Below are 17,275 nucleotides of genomic sequence, written 5' to 3'. Positions count from 1 at the left end.
AATCGGACCCATGCCCCGCACCATCGATTATTATTTCTCTCTCGTGAGCCCCTGGGCCTTTATTGGCCATGTGCCCTTCATGGAAATCGTGCAGAAGCACGGGGTCGAGGTCAATTTCAAGCCGGTCTTCCTCGGTCGCGTCTTCTCGGAGACCGGTGGCCTGCCGCTCGCTCAGCGCCACCCGGCGCGGCAGCGCTACCGGATTCTTGAATTGCAGCGCTGGCGCGAGAAGCGCGGCCTGTCCTTCAATATCAACCCGAAGCATTGGCCCTTCGATGTGAATCTCGCCGACCGTTTCGTCATTGCGATCACCGCTTCCGGCAAGAGTCCCGATGCCTTCCTGCGCCGCGCCTTTGCCGCCATATGGGAAGAGGAGCGTGACCTGGGCGATCCGCTCGTTCTGACGGAGTTGGCGGAGCAGGCCGGGCTCGACTCGTCAGCGCTCATGGATGTGGTGACCGGCAGCACCACCGAGGCGATCTATGCCCTCAACCTCGAAAACGCCGTTGCAGGCGATGTCTTCGGCTCACCGGCCTATGTGCTCGACGGCGAGGTGTTCTGGGGGCAGGACAGGCTCGAATTGCTCGACGATGCCCTGAGTTCCGGTCGCGCACCCTATACGCCGAGCCCTTGAGACCATCATGGAACAGGCGACCATCGGACTCATCGGCGGCATGAGCTGGGAAAGTTCGGCCGAATATTACCGCATCATCAATCAGGAGATGAACCGTCGTCTCGGCGGCGTGCATTCGGCGCAATGCCTGATGTATTCCGTCGATTTCGAAGGGATCAAGCGGCGTCAGCATGAGGGCGATTGGGACAGCCTCGCGGAGGCGATGAAGGAAGCCGCTCAGCGGCTGGAACGCGGTGGAGCGGACTTCATCGTCCTGTGCACCAACACCATGCATCGCGTCGCCGACGCAATCTCGACATCCGTCACAATTCCGCTGCTTCATATCGCCGATCCGACGGCAGAAAAGATCAAGGCCGCAGGATTTGAACGTGTCGGCCTCCTCGGCACGGCCTTCACCATGGAGCAGGACTTTTACAAGGGCCGCCTGCAGCAGAATCATGGGCTTGAGGTCATCGTGCCGGACGAGAACGACCGACGCATCGTGCACGAGATCATCTACAAGGAACTCGTGCTGGGGATCATCAAGCCGAAGTCGCGCCAGGCCTATCGCGAGATCATCGCGCGCCTGATCGAACGTGGCGCGCAGGCGGTCATTCTCGGCTGCACCGAGATCATGCTCCTGGTCTCCGACGAGGACAGCGCCGTGCCGCTGTTCGACACCACGACGATTCATGCGGTGGCAGCAGTTGATGAGGCGTTGAAGTCTGCCTGAGATATACGCTGTGTCATCCCCGGCGAGAAGGCGAGGGAAGGGGATCCATGGCGCTGAGCGTGCGGGTGGATTCCCTTCCCCTCCGCTGCGCTCCCGCCGGGAATGACACGCCAACGACACCCACTGTCATTCCGGGGCGCCGTAGGTGCGCCCGGAATCCATAACTGCTGACGCTGCAGAACGAAGCATGACGCGGCTCGTCCCTTCCTGAAACGTTGTGTTTATGGATTCCGGGCTCCGCTGCGCGGCCCCGGAATGACAGTGGGTCGGTTGTACCTACTCCGCCGCCACCTTCGTCGCCCGCCATTGCGTCAGCAGCGCCCGCAAGGCCGCCGGCTTCAGGGGCTTGTTGAGCACATGGATGTTCATCGCCGCCGCTGCATCGCGCACCACCGGCGTGCGGTCGGCGGTGACAAGGACGGCGGGCGTGTCGACCTGGGTCTTCCAGCGCAGAGCCTTGATGAGTTCGAGACCGTCCGTGTCATCGAGGTGATAATCCGCGATGATGACTTCCGGCAGGGCCTTGTGCGTTCTCAGCGCCTGATGCGCGCTCTCCAGATCGGACGCCGTCCAGGTATCGCAGCCCCAGCCCGAGAGAAGCAGACGCATGCCTTCCAGGATCGCGGGCTCGTTGTCGATGACGAGCACGCGCAGGCCCGACAGCACGGTCGCGGGAGCCTTTGGCGGCTCGGGCGCAGCGGCGGTTGCGGGAAGAGCCGCCACCACCGGCACCTCGACCCGGAACACGGAACCACGCCCCACTTCCGAATTCAGCGTGATCGGGTGTTTGAGCACGCGCCCGAGGCGCTCGACGATGGAAAGGCCGAGCCCGAGGCCGCGTGCGACCTTCATGCCCTGATCGAGGCGCTGGAATTCGCGGAACACGATACGCTGCTTCGAGGGCGGGATGCCGAGACCCGTGTCCCACACCTCCAGCACCAGATGGCCATCGCGCCGTCGCGCGCCGACGAGCACGCGTCCCGACGGCGTGTACTTGATCGCGTTGGAGATCAGGTTCTGCAGCAGGCGGCGCATCAGGCGCCGGTCGGAGCGCACCGTCAGCGACGACGTAACGAAGGCAAGCTTCAAGCCCTTGTTGCGGGCGACAGGTTCGAACTCGCGCTGCAGCTGGCGGAACAGATCATCGATGCGGAAACTCGACCATTGCGGCTTCATGGCGCCTGTGTCGAGGCGGGAGATATCGAGAATCGCGGTCAGAATTTCCTCGACCGCATCGAGCGACGCATCGATGTTTTCGGCCAGCGTTGCATCGCCTGCCTCGCGATCCCGCTCCACCAGGGAGACCGCATAGAGCCGTGCCGCATTGAGCGGCTGCAGAATGTCGTGCGAGGCGGCGGCGAGGAAGCGCGTCTTGGAGATGTTCGCCTCGTCGGCCTCTCCCTTTGCGTTTCTCAACGCTTCGTTGAGGCGCGTCAGTTCCTCGGTTCTCTCGCGCACGCGCTGTTCCAGCGTCTCGTTCGCGCGCCGGCTCGCCTCTTCCGCCGCCACAGTTTCGGTCACGTCGGTGTAGGTGGTCACGTGGCCGCCATCCGGCAGCAGGTTCGAGCGGATCTCGATGACCTTGCCGGAGGGAAAGAGCTTGAGGCGCACGGGCTCCACATCATGACGGAAGGAGTGGAGACGAGCTTCGACAAGCTCATCGATCTTGCCGGGACCGTATGATCCGCGCGAGGCATTGTAGTGAACGATGCGCTCCATGCCGATGCCCACGTGAACGAAATTGGGCGGCATGTCGTAGAGATCGATGAAGGCCTGGTTCCAGGCGAGCACGCGCAGATCGCTGTCGAGCACGGTAATGCCCTGCTTGGCGTAGTTCAGCGCATGCTGGAGCAGATCGCGACTGTGCTGGATCGCCGCGGAGGCATCGTCGAGCAGTTTGAGCGCCGCTTCCGTGGACAGGGTGCGACGGCGCAGCAACAATGAGAGCGCGAGACGCGACGAGGCCGTGCCGATCGCGGAAGCCAACAGGTGCTCCGCATAGCGCAGTAGATGGATATCCGCTTCGGCGCGCGGATCCAGATGCTGCCCGCGGCTATGGGTGAAGCCTTCGAAGGAGCGGGTCGTTCTCTCCTCGCCGAGATAGCGGGCGACGGTGGCGCGCAGCTCGCCGACGGTGACGCTGGCGCGGAACAGGCGGAAGCTCGGTGTCGCGGAGGCTGCGGCCTCACCCAGGAAAACATTGGCCTGGATCTGCTCCATCGCCGTCACCGGCCGCCACAGGGAGAAGCCGATATAGCAGAGGATGTTGAGCGTCAGGCTCCAGACGACGCCGTGCGTGAGTTGAGGCAGGTCGACACCGAACAGGGATGTGGGCTTGAGAACCGTGATGCCGAAGGGGCCGGTGACGACCATGTCGGACCAGAACACGCCATCCCACACGAGGCTCGGGAGAAGAAGCGTGTAGGCCCAGGTGAGGAAGCCAACGACGAGCCCGACGCTGGCGCCGAGCGCCGTGCCGCGCGACCAGATGAGCCCGCCGAGGAAGGCGGGCGCGACCTGCGCGATCGCGGCGAAGGACAAGAGGCCGATGGCGGCAAGCGCCGCTTCCCCGGAGGAGCGGTAATAGGCGTAGCCGAGGAGGATCACGAGGACGATGGAGACACGCCGAACGCCGATGACGAAGTTGCCGGGATCGACGCCGGCAAAGGCGCGCCGCCGCAGCACGATGGGCATGACGAGATGGTTCGAGATCATCACCGCCACGGCGACGGAATCGACGATCACCATGGCCGTGGCAGCCGAGAAGCCCCCGAGGAAGGCGAGGACGGCGACGGTGCCCGCCTTGTCCGTGAGCGGCAGCGCGAGCAGGGTCATGTCCCGGTCGATGGTGCCTTCGGGAAACGAGGCAAGGCCCGCCAGCGCAATCGGGATCACGAAGAGATTGATGAGAACCAGATAGAGCGGAAACAGCCATGCAGTGCGTTTGAGATCCGCGATGTCGTGGTTCTCGACCACGGTCACATGGAACTGACGCGGCAGGAGAAGAGCCGCGCAGGTCGAAAGCAGAATAAGGGTGATGTAGCTGCCGAAGCCCGAAGTCCGGCCCATCAGGTCCGCGCTGGTCCCTTGCGCGTGGAGGCGCTGCACGATGGCATCGTAGCCGTCGAACATCACGAAGGTGATGTACCCGCCGACGACCAGGAAGGCGATCAGCTTCACCACCGACTCGAGGGAGATCGCCAGCAGGAGCCCGTTCTGGTGCTCGGTCGCATCCGTGTGACGGGTGCCGAAGGCGACGGCAAAACCTGCCAGCACGAGGGCGACGACGAGAGCGAGATCGCCGATGAACGGCGGCTTGGACAGGAATGTCTCGTTGGCGGCGCTCATGAACACGTCGAGCGAAGACGAGACGGCCTTCAATTGCAGGGCGATATAGGGAATGGAGCCGACGACGGCGATCACGCTGACGAGGGCGGCGACCCGCTCACTCTTGCCGTAGCGGGCCGCGACAAAGTCGGCGATGGAGGAAATATTCTGCGTCTTTGCGATCCTGACGATCCGGGCGACGAGGGGATACCCTAAGCCGATGACGATGATCGGCCCGATATAGATGGCCAGGAAGTCGAAGCCGGAATGGCTGGCAAGCCCCACTGATCCGAAGAAGGTCCAGGACGTGCAATAGACTGCAAGCGCGAGGGCCGCGATGGTGGAGCGGGCAGGACCCTGAATGAAGCGCCGCCCCCCATTGTCGCCCCAATGGGCCACCGTGAACAGGAAGCAGAGATAAACCAGCGCCGACAGCACGACGGCCCAGGTGGCGACCATAGGCTTTAACCCTCACAAGCAAACGTGGAATAGCTTTAGCGGGTTAAGGGCGTGAAAGCCATCACAGGCCCTTGTCCCATTCCGGTTCCGGCCCGAAGCGCTCGGCCAGGAACGCCACGAAGGCGCGCACCTTGGCCGGAGCCTGCCGGCCCGAGGGCAGGACGGCATGGATGGCGGGTTCGTAGGTCGGATAATCGGTCAAGACCGGAACGAGGCTACCGTCGCGCAGGCTGTCGCCGACGATAAAGGTCGGCTGATAGATCAGCCCCTGTCCGGCGACGGCCGCGGCCAAGAGTGCATCGCCGTTATTGGCACGCAGGTTGCCCTGCACTGGCACGATGGTTTCGGCATCCATGCCAAAGGTCCAGCGGTTCGCCCCGATGGCACTGGGCAGGGTATAGCCGAGGCAGTTGTGCCGGGAGAGCTCGCCCAGATTCTGCGGGGTTCCGTGCGTCTTGAGATAGGCGGGAGAGCCGCAGACGATGGTCCGGCAGGTAGCGAGCCGCCGGGCAACGAGGCTCGAGTCCTTCAGCCGCCCGATCCGGATCGCCAGATCCCATCCTTCCTCGATGAGATCGACATAGCGGTCGGCCAGCCCCAGATCGAACGAGACGGCGGGATAAAGACGACTGAACTCGGTGAGAGCGGGGACGACCTGTCGGAAGCCGAAGGTGAGGGGAACGTTGAGCCGCAGCGTCCCCCGGGGCTCGATCCGGTCGAGGCTGGCAGAGGCTTCCGCTTCTTCGATTTCGGCAAGAATGCGCTCGCAGGCAGCCAGATAGCTTCGGCCTCCCTCGGTCAACACCAGCTTGCGCGTGGATCGATGCAGTAGCTTGACCCCGAGCCGGTCTTCGAGGGCAGCCACATGTTTCGTCACCATCGTCTGGGACAGATCGAGGGCGCGCGCCGCTGCCGAGAAGCTGCCGAGCATTGCGACGCGAACGAAGACCTGCATGCCGGTGATACGGTCGAGCATCGAGACAATTTCACTCTCTGAGTGTGAAGTGATATTCCAGATCGGAGATTATCATATCGATAGTTTGAGATCATAGGGGAGGGGCCACTTCAGGAGATCTCTGATGATCGATACCCGTACCGCCCCCTACGCCGCCCTGGTCCTGCGCATCACGCTCGGCGTGCTCTTCCTCGCCCATGCGGGCCTCAAGGTTTTCGTGTTCACGCCGGCCGGCGCAGCCCAATTCTTCGGCAGCCTGGGCCTGCCTCCGGCCCTGGCCTATCTGACCATCGCGGTCGAAGCGGCCGGTGGCCTTGCCCTCATCCTCGGCTTCTACACCCGCTGGGTGTCGCTCGCCCTGATCCCGGTCCTTCTCGGCGCCATCGTCTTCGTGCACGGCCCGGCCGGCTTCTTCTTCAACAATCCGAATGGTGGTTGGGAATATCTGGCATTCTGGATCGCCGCTCTCGTGACGCAGGCTCTCCTGGGCGACGGCGCCCTTGCGGTGCGGGCCGGATCGGCGAAGACTGCTCCCGCATTGTCCACGCGTTCGGCCTGAGGCCCGTTCCATGATCAAGCCCATTCCCCATGATGCCACCGGAACGCCGGTGGCGCGGCCCATCGATCCCGGCGTCAGGATCGGCCATGTCCATCTGAAGGTGGCCGATATCGACCGTTCGCTCGCCTTCTATTGCGGCGTGCTCGGCTTCGAGCTGATCCAGCGCTACGGCACCCAGGCCGCCTTCGTCTCGGCGGGCGGCTACCATCACCACATCGGCCTGAACACCTGGGAGAGCAAGGGCGGGTCCCCGCCGCCTCCCGGCACCACGGGCCTCTACCATGTAGCGATCCTCTACCCGACGCGGGCGGCCCTCGCCGATGCGCTCTACCGGCTGGCCGAGGCCGGCATTCCGCTGCAGGGCGCGAGCGATCACGGGGTGAGCGAGGCGCTTTACCTGAGCGATCCGGACGGCAACGGCATCGAGCTCTATGTCGACCGCCCCGAGGAGCAGTGGCCGCGAACGGCCAATGGCGAACTCGCGATGGTCACGCAGCGTCTCGATCTGCAGGATCTGCTGGCGGCCCGCGAGACTTGACGAAATTCCCAGATCGGACAGCTTAACCTTGGGGTTAAGCTAAAGAGGTCCGGTCATGTGGAATGAATTCAAGCAGTTCGCTTTGCGTGGGAACGTGGTCGATCTCGCCATAGGCATCATCATCGGTGTCGCCTTCGGCAGGATCGTCGATTCCCTCGTCGGCGACATCTTCATGCCAATCATCGGGGCCGTGACAGGTGGCCTCGACTTCTCGAACTACTTCACGGCTCTGTCGGGCAACGTCACGGCCGGGTCGCTCGATGAGGCCAAGAAGCAGGGCGCCGTGCTCGGCTGGGGCAACTTCATCACTGTCACCATCAACTTCATCATCATCGCCTGGATCCTCTTCCTGCTGGTCAAGGGCATGAATCGCCTGCGCCGCACGGAGGATGCCAAGACCGGCACGGCCGACAAGCCTGCGGAGATCCCCGCCGATGTGAAGCTGCTGACGGAAATCCGCGACCTTCTGAAGACAGGCCGCACGACCTGACATCGATCACGGTTTTCGATCGGACCCTTCGTCTTTTGTCATGAGACGCATTCCATACTTGCCTTGAGCGGGCGAACGGGCCATCCCTGTTCGCCTGTCTTCGAGGAAATCTCCCATGAACGTGTCCGTCTCGATCCCGTCCGTCCTCAACCTGCGCCCCGAGGCGGAGCAGGCGCCGACGAGCGGCATCGTCGACGTGTTCAGCTACGGCCGGCTGAAGCCCGGCATCATTCCGCTCTGGGTGGGCGAGGGCGATCTGCCGACGCCATCCTTCATCTGCGAGGCGGCCGCTCAGTCGCTCGCGAAGGGCGAGACCTTTTACACCTATCAGCGCGGCATCCCGGAACTGCGGCAGGCCATCGCCGCCTATCACGAGTGGGTCTACGGCAGGGCCTTCGATCCGGAGCGCTTCTTCGTCACCTCCGGCGGCATGCCGGCAATGCAGATCGCCTTCCGCATGCTGGCCGGCAACGGCGATGAGGTCCTGGTTCCGACGCCCGCCTGGCCGAACTTCGCCGGCGCGATCACCATTGCCGGCGCGCGTCCCGTCGCCGTGCCGATGAACATCGACGCCAAGGGCTGGCATCTCGATTTCGAGCGGCTCGAGAAGGCGATCACGCCGCGCACCCGGGTGCTCGTCATCAACTCGCCCTCGAACCCCACCGGATGGGTCGCGAGCCATGCGGATTTGCGCACGGCGCTCGATCTTGCCCGCCGGCATGGTCTCTGGATCGTCGCCGACGAGATCTACGGCCGCTTCGTCCACGACCCGGCGCTCACGATCGATGGCCGCACCCCGTCCTTCCGCGATGTGATGGAGCCCGAGGACAAGATCGTCTTCGTCCAGACCTTCTCCAAGAACTGGGCCATGACCGGCTGGCGCCTCGGCTGGCTGGAGGCTCCGCCCGCGCTGGGGCAGGTCATCGAGAACCTCGTGCAGTACCAGACCTCTGGAACGCCGGTCTTCGTGCAGCGTGCAGGTATCGCCGCCATCGAGCAGGGCGAGGATTTCCTGGCCGATCAGATCGCCAAGGCTCGCCATGGTCGGGAGGTCGTCGGGCGGCTGGCGGAAACCGGTCTCGTGGAACTGCCGCCGCCAAGCGGCGCCTTCTATGCCTTCCTGAAGATCAAGGGCGCGACGAACTCTAAGGACATCGCGTTCCGTCTCATCGACGAGGCCAATGTCGGCCTCGCACCAGGCTCCGCCTTCGGCGATGCCGGCGAGGGCTACCTGCGCCTGTGCTACCTGCGCAAGCCCGAGGACGTGGAAGAGGCGGTGCGCCGCATCAGCGAGGCCCTGCCGAGGCTCGTGGCCTGAGCGAAGTTCTCTAAGGAGGCGGGATCACGCCCTTCTTCAGGATGAAGCAGCCGTAGAAGCGACGCTCGCCGGTGGCGACGATGGCATAGGCCTTCTTCGCCCGCTCATAGAACGCAAACCGCTCGACCGATCCCATCGGCCAGCTGTCGCGCCCGGCGTCGCGCCGGGCGACCGCATCGATCTCTCCTTGAGCCTCCTGCTGAATGGCCGGGAGTTCGTCCGGATTGCCGACGACCTCCATGCGCTCAGCGGGAGAGTCGACGAAACTGTCGAGCGGCATGACCGAGAGGATCGCGCGCACGGCCAGTGGCGAGGTGATGTTGTCCATGCGGATCAGCCGGCCGAAGGTCGTCTGACGCGCGATGGAATCGGCGGGAAAATTGGCGTCGCAGATCACGAGATCGTCGCCGTGGCCCATGGCCCGGAGCACATACAGCAGATCGGCATTGAGCGCCGGGTCGATTCCGTGCAGCACCGTTTCCTCCCTATCTTGATTGATCGTGCAATCTCAGCAGGGTTTCGAGATCTCTGCAACGCTTCAGCCCGGAGCCTTGGATATGGTCAGACCTTGGCCGCATGGCATCTGCGCATGATCGGCATTTGACGTCAGGGCAAAGGGCGTCCATGAGCAGAGCCGTGATCCGTCTCGTCTTCGCCCATCTCACCCAGATTCTCGTTGCCGCTCTCGGCGGGCTCATTTTCCACTGGCTCGGCGTTCCGGCCGCGTGGCTGTCGGGCGCGGCCATAGCGGCGACGCTGTGGGGTTTGACCGGCCGGGCCGTGCATATGCCGAAGGCGCTTGCCGATGCCGCCATGCTGATCTCGGGTGCCGCCATGGGCGCGGCGGTGACACCTGCAGCCATCGCCGCCATGGGACGCTATCCGGGCAGCCTGATTCTCCTGGTCATCGGCGTCGTCGCCATCTCGGCGGCGTCGAGCGCCTGGCTCGTGCGGATGTCGGGCTGGGGCAAGGCCGATGCAGTGCTGGCCTCCGTGCCGGGGGCGCTCTCCACCGTTCTCGCCGTCGCCGCCGACCGGAAGGCGGAGGTGGCCTCCATCGCCATCGTGCAAAATTTCCGGCTCTTCGTGCTGATCGCGCTCCTGCCGAGCCTCGTTGTCATGACCGGGGGCGGGGGCAATGCGGGCGTTCTGATCGGCGAGGGGCTTCCCGTCCAGAGCCCGCAAGGCATGGCGTTCATTCTTCTCGGCGGGCTCGCTCTGGGGTTGGTGTTCACCCGGCTGAAGGTGGCCGCACCGATCCTGCTCGGTGCTACCGTCGTCAGCTCCGTCAGCCATGGCACGGAATTTGTGACGGGCGTTATCCCGCCGGTCATCGCCACGGGCGGTCTTGTGCTGATCGGACTCTTCATCGCCGAGCGCTTCCGCCACATCCAGCGCTCGACGCTCAAAAGCGCGCTAGTCGCCGCGCTCGGATCCTTTTCGATCGGCATGGTGGTGGCGGCGCTCTTCGCGGGAGCCGCCGCATGGCTTGCCGGGGTCAGCTTCGCCAACGGGCTCGTGGCCTTCGCTCCCGGCGGGCTCGAGGCCATGACCGTGCTGGCGCTGGTCCTCGGGCTCGACCCACTTTATGTCGGCATCCACCACCTCGTCCGCTTCCTCGGCATCGGACTGGTCCTGCCGTTCTTCATCGGCTGGCTGCAGAGGAGCCGGCCGGAGGCTGCAGAATAGCGCTTAGAATCCCCCGAATTTCCTAAGCACCTTCAATGCCCGGCGAGGGAGCCGTGGGATAGAGCCTAATCTGCTCACGCTTAGCATTCCCTCCATCTTGGCGGCCTGCATTCTCAGCCAAGGCAAAGATTGAGCAAAGCGCTTGGGCGAATGCTGCCTGAGAGGCCATTGGGTGGGGTTGATAGGAATGCTCGATAGGAGCTGAGGTGCGCATTGCTCAATGAGCATTTTAAAAACAGTCGACTTTCTACGGTCCGCTTCAGGAACTCCGAGAAGTGCTTCAAAGATGGAGCGACTGTTAAAGGGGATGAAACAATCGGCATAGAAATCGCGTTCCAATAAGATCATTCCATGCCAAGCGCTCATCCTGTGCTCCCAATAAAATTGGTCCCGAGAATCAAGAATGCCGCGCGCTGCGTTGAAGTCAGTGTCGTGAATGAAGTCAGCAAAATATTCCGGTATTAAACTCTTGTTCTCCGAACCACGCATTCCGTCTATTTTTTGTGCTGACCAATTCGTCGCGGTGAGGGCAAGCTCCGCCATGGATGCAGGAGTTTCGGGCATCTTTTCCGAATAGGCCTGACCTTTGTAGAAAAATCGCCCAATCTCCAAAAGATTGGCCGTGATGATCAGGACATCTCTATCCGCAAAGTGCCTTTGCATCGGCGCAACCACTGAACGATGATGATTAGAGTATGTCGTTCTGTTGAGAACCTCCTTTAGCTCCTCAGGAGTGGAGGTTGGCTGATGAACGATGGTATACGTAATTCCAGCGACACGAGCCAACTCACGAGCGACTTCGCAATCAATCGCAGTCTTTTTTCCGCGATCGTATGTATATCCGTCGAACCGAATTCCTGAATGGAGGGCAAGAGCAAGCACTGTCCGAGAGTCCATGCCCGCCGTGATGCTCAGGGAGACGCGTTTGCCCGATGCAACTTTCTCGAGCGCGGTTGTTGTGCGTTTAAGAACGGCGTCAGTTGCCTGCTGTGGCGTCAATTTCTTAATCGGTCCTCTTGGCCAAAAACGAATGACCTTGGCTTGCACAAAATCGTACAGCGTGTTGGGTGTCAGCAGGCGTGTCCGAACATAAGGCGTATGATTGCCTGGAAAGCCGTAACGAGACGGAAGTTCAATCCTCTTGATCTCTCCACCAAGGGTTTCTTCAACAAGGCGGGCATGGGATGCAACAACTCCCCCATCAGCCGCATAAAAGACCGTACGCATTCCGGTGGCATCGGTGATAATGCGCGGCTTATCTTTTCTGCCGTAAACGATGACGTGTCTGCCACAATATCGGTCGATGGTGTCGAAGAACTGCGTCTCGCTTTTGAGAAGCGCGTCAAACATGTGCTGAGCGGGGGATTCTGAAGCGGAATTTTGACCGCCAAATGTGTTGTGTCCTGATCTCCGATCAGTCGCGGATAGCGATCTTTCATCAGTCTCAGTGCTGACGCACGTCCCTAAGATCACTACGGCAAATTCGCCGTTGGATGCAGAATCAACAGAATTGAGATCATCGATAAAAAAATTGTCGAATATCGGTCCTGCTATGAAATCAACTGGAGGCGTTGTGCTTTCTTGAGAAAGGACAAAGCCCCGAGGATACACTCGGGGTCCCATAAAATAACTGTCTCCTCCCGGAGTGTGTGTTTGGATAAGGCTTTCATATAATATATCATACCATTAATACAGTATATAGATACACTTGTTGAGGGCTCGGAGTTAGATTTTTGGATCTCTTAGCCGCTCGACTGCTTCCATGCGCGGCTTGGCCGTATCCCACAGGCGTTTGGTGACGGTAGCTACCAGCGCCTCCGTCAGCAGCAGAAGGCCGGCCGAAGAATCCCAATTGGACGGGGCGACGATGTGGGCCGGCAGCACGTGCCGGGCGACACGGGCGATGGGCGAGAGCCAGGGATCGGTAAGCAGAACGACGGTCGCGCCTTGCTTGGCCGCCGTCTCGCAAAGGGCCGTGACGTCCTCCTGATAGCGGCGGATATCGAAGGCGACGATCACGTCCTTCTTCCCGATCTCGATCATCCGGTCGCGCCAGAGGGCGGGCTGCCCCTCGATGTAATCCACGTGGCTGCGCACGATGCGGAAATGGCTCTCCGCATAGCGTGCGAGCGCCCCCGTGAAGCGTCCGCCGGTGAAATGGATGTGCCGCCGCGGGTCGCTCAGCAGGATCACCACGGCGTCGAATTCGGCCGGTGCAATGTTCTCCACCGTCGCCCGCAGGTTCCCGATCACCGCCTCTGCGAAGGAGGCGAGCGCCGGCGCACCCTGGCCCTTGTCGGAGGGGCTCGCCTTGGCGAGTGGTGAGAGGAGTTGGGCTTCGAGTTCCTCGCGCAGGTGCTTCTGGAAATCCGGGAAGCCGCCGAACCCCAGCCTTGTGACGAATCGCAGGACCGAAGGGGCGGAGATGCCGGCCCGAGAGGCGAATTCGGCCACCGTATCGAGCCCGGCGAAGGGGTAATGGCTCAGAAGCAGATGCGCGGCGCGCTTCTCGCTGGGGGTAAAGGAATCCATCTCGTGCCGGATGCGCTCGGCGAGGCTCGGCGGGTCTACAGGGGAAATAGCGCTGTCTCGTTTCATGTTGGAATGTTTCGTTTCCCCACCTTGACGGTTTTTAAAAGCTGTACCAAAAATTTCACATAAGAAAAATCCGTAAGAAACGTACCAAGCGTTCAATCGAGGGCTAGGGCCTGCTGCCCGCAGGCAAACGGAGGACCGCATGGCGCATGCGAGTCGGAAGACGGCCGATCTGTCCTCTGCCGCAACGGCAGAGCAGCCGGTTGCCGTCGTGGAGAATCCGCAAGGGCGCTTGCCGATCCTGCTCATCTGCGAGCATGCCTCGAACCGCCTCCCGGCCCGCTATGGCACTTTGGGCCTCGGGCCTGCCGAACTCGAAAGCCACATCGCCTGGGACCCCGGAGCGCTGGGCGTCGCGAAAGAGCTCTCGCGCCTGCTCGACGCACCGCTGATCCATGCCAGCGTGTCGCGCCTGGTGCTCGATCTCAACCGCGAGCCCACAGCGCCGGATTCGATCTGGACGCTGAGTGAACGCACTACGATTCCCGGCAATCTCGATCTCGACGACGCGGAGCGGGCAACACGCGTGCGTGATGTGTACGATGCCTTTCACAATGCGGTCGATGAGTTTGCGAATGTGCGCCAAGCCGCAGGACAGCTGACCGCCATCGTCTCCATCCATTCCTTCACGCCGGTCTATCGCGATGTGCCACGTCCCTGGCAGATCGGCCTGATCTTCGACCGCGACGAGCGCTATGCGCGCAGCGTCGAGGCCGGACTGAAGCAGGATCCGACGCTCGTCGTCGGTATGAACGAACCCTATTCACCGGCGGACCGGGTGTTCCACACCCTGGAGCGCCACGCCGAGAGGCGTGGCCTTCCCCCGCTGATGATCGAAATCCGCAACGACCTGATCCGCACGGAAGACGGACAGGCGTTGTGGGCCAACCGTCTGGCGCCGCTTTTGAGGGAGGGGGCACGGACGCTCTGATGACGGGCATGGCGCATGATGTGCCGTGATCCGAAACGCAGAACTTCTTGGAGGATCAACTCGATGTCAGTCGGACAAGGAAGCACAGGGGTCCATGCCCCACCGGCCGGAGTGCAGGGCGCTGCCGGCATCACCTATACCACGGTGGATGAAAGCTATTTCGAGGCGCGGCGTCTCAAGCGCCATGCCCGCGTCTGGTCGCTCTGGGCGCTCGGCGTCGGCGCGGTGATCTCGGGCCATTATTCCGGTTGGAACCTCGGCCTCACCAACGGCTTCGGCGCGATGTTCTTCGCCACCATCATCATCGCGATCATGTATCTCGGTCTCACCTTCTCGCTCGCCGAGATGTCGCCTGCGCTGCCGCATACGGGCGGCGCCTATTCCTTCGCGCGCACCTCCATGGGGCCGTGGGCGGGGTACATCACGGGTATCGCGGAGAACATCGAGTTCGTTCTGACTCCGGCCGTGATCGTGTTCTTCATCGGCTCGTACCTGTCCGCGATCTTCGAGACGGCGCCGGCTTTCCAGCCCGTCTATTGGGTGCTGTGCTACGCATTGTTCGTCGGGCTCAACGTCATCGGCGTCGAGCTCTCGTTCAAGGTCACGGTAGGAGTGACACTGGCGGCTCTCGCCGTGCTGGCCTTCTTCTACGTATCGGTGCTTCTGTCCGGCCAGTTCGACTTCGGCCGCTGGGCGCTGAACATCGGTCCGGACGGTGCGGAACTGCCGAATGGCGGCGGACCCTTCCTGCCTTTAGGGATCGGCAGCATTCTCGCCTCGCTGCCCTTTGCGGTCTGGCTGTTCCTCGCCATCGAGCAGCTGCCGCTCGCGGCCGAGGAATCGCACGATCCGCAGAAGGATATGCCCAAGGGCATCATCGCTGGCATTCTGACCCTGATCGCGTCCGCGTTCCTCGTGCTCCTCCTGAACACGGGCATCGCGCCGGGCGCCGCGGGCCTCGGCAAGTCCGGCGAGCCGCTGCTCGACGGGTTCCGCACCCTGTTCGGCACGGATATCGCGAAGATCCTGGCGGCGGTCGCGGTGATCGGACTGATCGCCTCGTTCCACACCATCATCTTCGCCTTCGGGCGGCAGATCTACTCGCTCTCGCGGGCAGGCTACTTCCCAAGCTTCCTGTCGGTAACGCATGGCGAACGCAAGACGCCGCATGTGGCACTGGTCGCAGGCGCTGTGCTCGGCCTCCTGGTGATGCTGATCATCTGGTTTGCGCGCGGTGCTGAAGCCGGTGCCACCGTCATCGGCGGCACACTGCTCAACATGGCGGTCGCGGGTGCGATGCTCGCCTACTTCATGCAGGGCATGTCCTATATCGTGCTCAAGAAGAAGTTCCCGAACCTGCACCGGCCTTACACCAGCCCCTTCGGCATCGCAGGTGCGGTGATCTGCATGGTGATTGCGGCGGTAACGCTCTACTTCCAGCTGACGGACTCGGTCTTCCAGACTGCCGTCATCGGCGTCGCCATCTACTATGCTGTGATGATGGCCTACTTCCTGCTGATCGGACGCCATAAGCTTATCCTTTCGCCGGAGGAGGAGTTCGCCCTCACCAAGGGCGAGAGCGAGTACAAGTCGCATTGATGCGAACCGGGAGCGCGCGCAACCGCGCGCTCTCATTTCCCTCTTCGGTCAAGGTTTTTCTTAATGGACGCTCCCAAAATCAAGAACGCCACTGAGGCCGCGGAATATGTGCGCAGCCGCGATCTTCCTTTCGTGAAGGTCGGCGTGACCGATGCCGATGGCATCATGCGCGGCAAATACATGGCCCGCGACAAGTTCGAATCCGCTCTCGAGAAGGGCTTCGGCTTCTGCGACGTGGTGCTGGGTTGGGACTCCAACGATCAGCTCTATGACAACACGAAGCTCACCGGCTGGCATACGGCTTATCCGGATGCATCCGTGCGGGTGTTGCCGGAGACCATGCGGCTCATTCCGTTCGAGAACGATCTGCCGTTCTTCCTCGCCGAGTTCGATGGCTACGCGGAGGCGGCCTGCCCACGTGGCGTTCTGCGGCGTGTCTTGAAGAAAGCGGAGGATATGGGCTTTGCGGTCTCGGCCGCTGCCGAGTTCGAATTCTTCCTGTTCGAAGAGACCCCACATTCCGTGCGCGAGAAGAATTATCGCGATCTCAAGAATATCACGCCGGGTTTCTTCGGCTATTCGGTGTTGCGCTCGGGCGTTCACGCGGATTTCTACCATGAGCTTCTCGACCTCGCGAACAAGATGGATTTCGAGATCGAAGGCCTGCACACCGAGACCGGCCCAGGCGTGCTGGAGGCTGCGATCCGCGTCGACGATGCGTTGAACGCGGCCGACAAGGCGGCGCTGTTCAAGACCTACACCAAGATCCTCGCGCAGCGCCGCGGCTGGATGGCGACCTTCATGGCCAAGTGGTCGCGCGATTGGCCCGGCCAGTCCGGTCACCTGCACGCCTCGCTCAAGGATCTGAGCACCGGCAAGGGCGCGTTCTACGATGCGAATGCCAAGCACAACATGTCGGAGACCATGCGCTGGTTCGTCGGCGGGCAGCAGAAGCTGATGCCGGAACTCCTCGCCATGGTCGCCTGCACGGTGAACAGCTACACCCGGCTCATTCCCGGCTTCTGGGCGCCGACCGATTCCGCCTGGGGCGTGGAGAATCGCACCACGGCGCTTCGCGTCATTCCGGGTTCCGAGAAGTCGCAGCGTGTGGAGTATCGAGTCGCCGCCGCCGACATCAATCCATATATCGCGCTCGCCGCTGCCATTGGCTCGGGCCTGTGGGGCATCGAGAACCGGATCGATCCGGGCGAGCCGATTCAAGGAAACGCCTATGCGGTGGAGCACCCGAAGGAGCGGGCGCTGCCGCGCTCGCTCGGCGAGGCTGCGGAGCGGCTGAAGGGCTCGCAGGCCGCCCGGCAGCTCTTCGGCGACACCTTCGTCGAGCATTACGCTGCAACACGCGAATGGGAGGAACGCGAGGCCCGCAAGGCCATCACCGACTGGCAGCTCGCACGTTACTTCGAGATCATTTAAGAGACTTCATGACACACGAGAGGAGAGGACTATGA

Annotated in this window: 15 protein-coding genes; 10 read left to right on the top strand and 5 right to left on the bottom strand. The window is 62.4% G+C overall.

Going from position 1 to position 17,275, the window contains the following annotated elements; all coding sequences use genetic code 11:
* Nucleotides 1-10 precede the first annotated feature (10 nt).
* On the top strand, nucleotides 11-634 hold the full coding sequence (locus JO965_RS21440) for a 2-hydroxychromene-2-carboxylate isomerase (protein WP_203441011.1): 624 nt from the start codon (nucleotides 11-13) through the stop codon (nucleotides 632-634).
* 7 nt (nucleotides 635-641) lie between these two features.
* Nucleotides 642-1,346, top strand: coding sequence for an aspartate/glutamate racemase family protein (locus tag JO965_RS21435; RefSeq protein ID WP_203441010.1), 705 nt, complete (start codon nucleotides 642-644; stop codon nucleotides 1,344-1,346).
* A gap of 276 nt (nucleotides 1,347-1,622) precedes the next feature.
* On the opposite strand, the gene JO965_RS21430 is transcribed toward JO965_RS21435, so the two are convergent.
* The gene (locus JO965_RS21430; RefSeq protein ID WP_203441009.1) at nucleotides 1,623-5,132 is read right to left on the bottom strand and encodes a PAS domain-containing hybrid sensor histidine kinase/response regulator; all 3,510 of its coding nucleotides are present in this window, start codon (nucleotides 5,130-5,132) and stop codon (nucleotides 1,623-1,625) included.
* Between the two features lie 61 nt (nucleotides 5,133-5,193).
* Entirely contained in the window at nucleotides 5,194-6,108 is a 915-nt protein-coding gene (locus JO965_RS21425; RefSeq protein ID WP_203441008.1) for a LysR family transcriptional regulator, read from the bottom strand.
* A 103-nt stretch (nucleotides 6,109-6,211) separates the two neighbouring features.
* On the opposite strand from JO965_RS21425, the gene JO965_RS21420 reads away from it, so the two are divergent.
* The 4 genes from JO965_RS21420 (at nucleotide 6,212) to JO965_RS21405 (ending at nucleotide 8,992) form a co-directional block, all read left to right on the top strand.
* Nucleotides 6,212-6,646, top strand: a complete 435-nt coding sequence (locus JO965_RS21420) for a DoxX family protein (protein ID WP_203441007.1) — start codon at nucleotides 6,212-6,214, stop codon at nucleotides 6,644-6,646.
* A 10-nt stretch (nucleotides 6,647-6,656) separates the two neighbouring features.
* Nucleotides 6,657-7,184, top strand: coding sequence for a VOC family protein (locus JO965_RS21415; protein ID WP_203441006.1), 528 nt, complete (start codon nucleotides 6,657-6,659; stop codon nucleotides 7,182-7,184).
* A 55-nt stretch (nucleotides 7,185-7,239) separates the two neighbouring features.
* Nucleotides 7,240-7,674, top strand: a complete 435-nt coding sequence (mscL, locus tag JO965_RS21410) for a large conductance mechanosensitive channel protein MscL (RefSeq protein ID WP_203441005.1) — start codon at nucleotides 7,240-7,242, stop codon at nucleotides 7,672-7,674.
* A 115-nt stretch (nucleotides 7,675-7,789) separates the two neighbouring features.
* On the top strand, nucleotides 7,790-8,992 hold the full coding sequence (locus JO965_RS21405; protein ID WP_203441004.1) for a pyridoxal phosphate-dependent aminotransferase: 1,203 nt from the start codon (nucleotides 7,790-7,792) through the stop codon (nucleotides 8,990-8,992).
* Nucleotides 8,993-9,002: 10 nt separating this feature from the next.
* On the opposite strand, the gene JO965_RS21400 is transcribed toward JO965_RS21405, so the two are convergent.
* Nucleotides 9,003-9,467 carry an RbsD/FucU family protein gene (locus JO965_RS21400; protein WP_203441003.1) on the bottom strand — a complete coding sequence of 155 codons (465 nt, stop codon included), beginning with the start codon at nucleotides 9,465-9,467 and terminating at the stop codon, nucleotides 9,003-9,005.
* 161 nt (nucleotides 9,468-9,628) lie between these two features.
* Here JO965_RS21400 and JO965_RS21395 point away from each other — a divergent pair, with 161 nt between their 5' ends.
* Nucleotides 9,629-10,681: an AbrB family transcriptional regulator gene (locus tag JO965_RS21395; protein WP_246776644.1), complete on the top strand. Its 1,053-nt coding sequence runs from the start codon at nucleotides 9,629-9,631 to the stop codon at nucleotides 10,679-10,681.
* A gap of 3 nt (nucleotides 10,682-10,684) precedes the next feature.
* Here the strand turns inward: JO965_RS21395 and JO965_RS21390 are convergent, their stop codons facing one another.
* Nucleotides 10,685-12,304, bottom strand: coding sequence for a hypothetical protein (locus JO965_RS21390; protein ID WP_203441002.1), 1,620 nt, complete (start codon nucleotides 12,302-12,304; stop codon nucleotides 10,685-10,687).
* Between the two features lie 102 nt (nucleotides 12,305-12,406).
* Nucleotides 12,407-13,279, bottom strand: coding sequence for a MurR/RpiR family transcriptional regulator (locus JO965_RS21385; RefSeq protein ID WP_203441001.1), 873 nt, complete (start codon nucleotides 13,277-13,279; stop codon nucleotides 12,407-12,409).
* Between the two features lie 139 nt (nucleotides 13,280-13,418).
* On the opposite strand from JO965_RS21385, the gene JO965_RS21380 reads away from it, so the two are divergent.
* The 3 genes from JO965_RS21380 to JO965_RS21370 all read left to right on the top strand — a co-directional run bounded on the left by JO965_RS21380 (nucleotide 13,419) and on the right by JO965_RS21370 (nucleotide 17,240).
* On the top strand, nucleotides 13,419-14,207 hold the full coding sequence (locus JO965_RS21380) for an N-formylglutamate amidohydrolase (RefSeq protein WP_203441000.1): 789 nt from the start codon (nucleotides 13,419-13,421) through the stop codon (nucleotides 14,205-14,207).
* Nucleotides 14,208-14,270: 63 nt separating this feature from the next.
* Entirely contained in the window at nucleotides 14,271-15,806 is a 1,536-nt protein-coding gene (locus tag JO965_RS21375) for an amino acid permease (RefSeq protein ID WP_203440999.1), read from the top strand.
* A 63-nt stretch (nucleotides 15,807-15,869) separates the two neighbouring features.
* A complete protein-coding gene (locus JO965_RS21370; RefSeq protein ID WP_203440998.1) occupies nucleotides 15,870-17,240 on the top strand; it encodes a glutamine synthetase family protein in 1,371 nt (456 codons plus the stop codon).
* The last annotated feature ends 35 nt before the right edge of the window (nucleotides 17,241-17,275 follow it).

This window comes from Microvirga sp. VF16 (assembly GCF_016864375.1).
Classification (GTDB): domain Bacteria; phylum Pseudomonadota; class Alphaproteobacteria; order Rhizobiales; family Beijerinckiaceae; genus Microvirga.
Note: the sequence above shows the minus strand (reverse complement) of the source record. Positions and strands in the feature narration are given on the sequence as shown.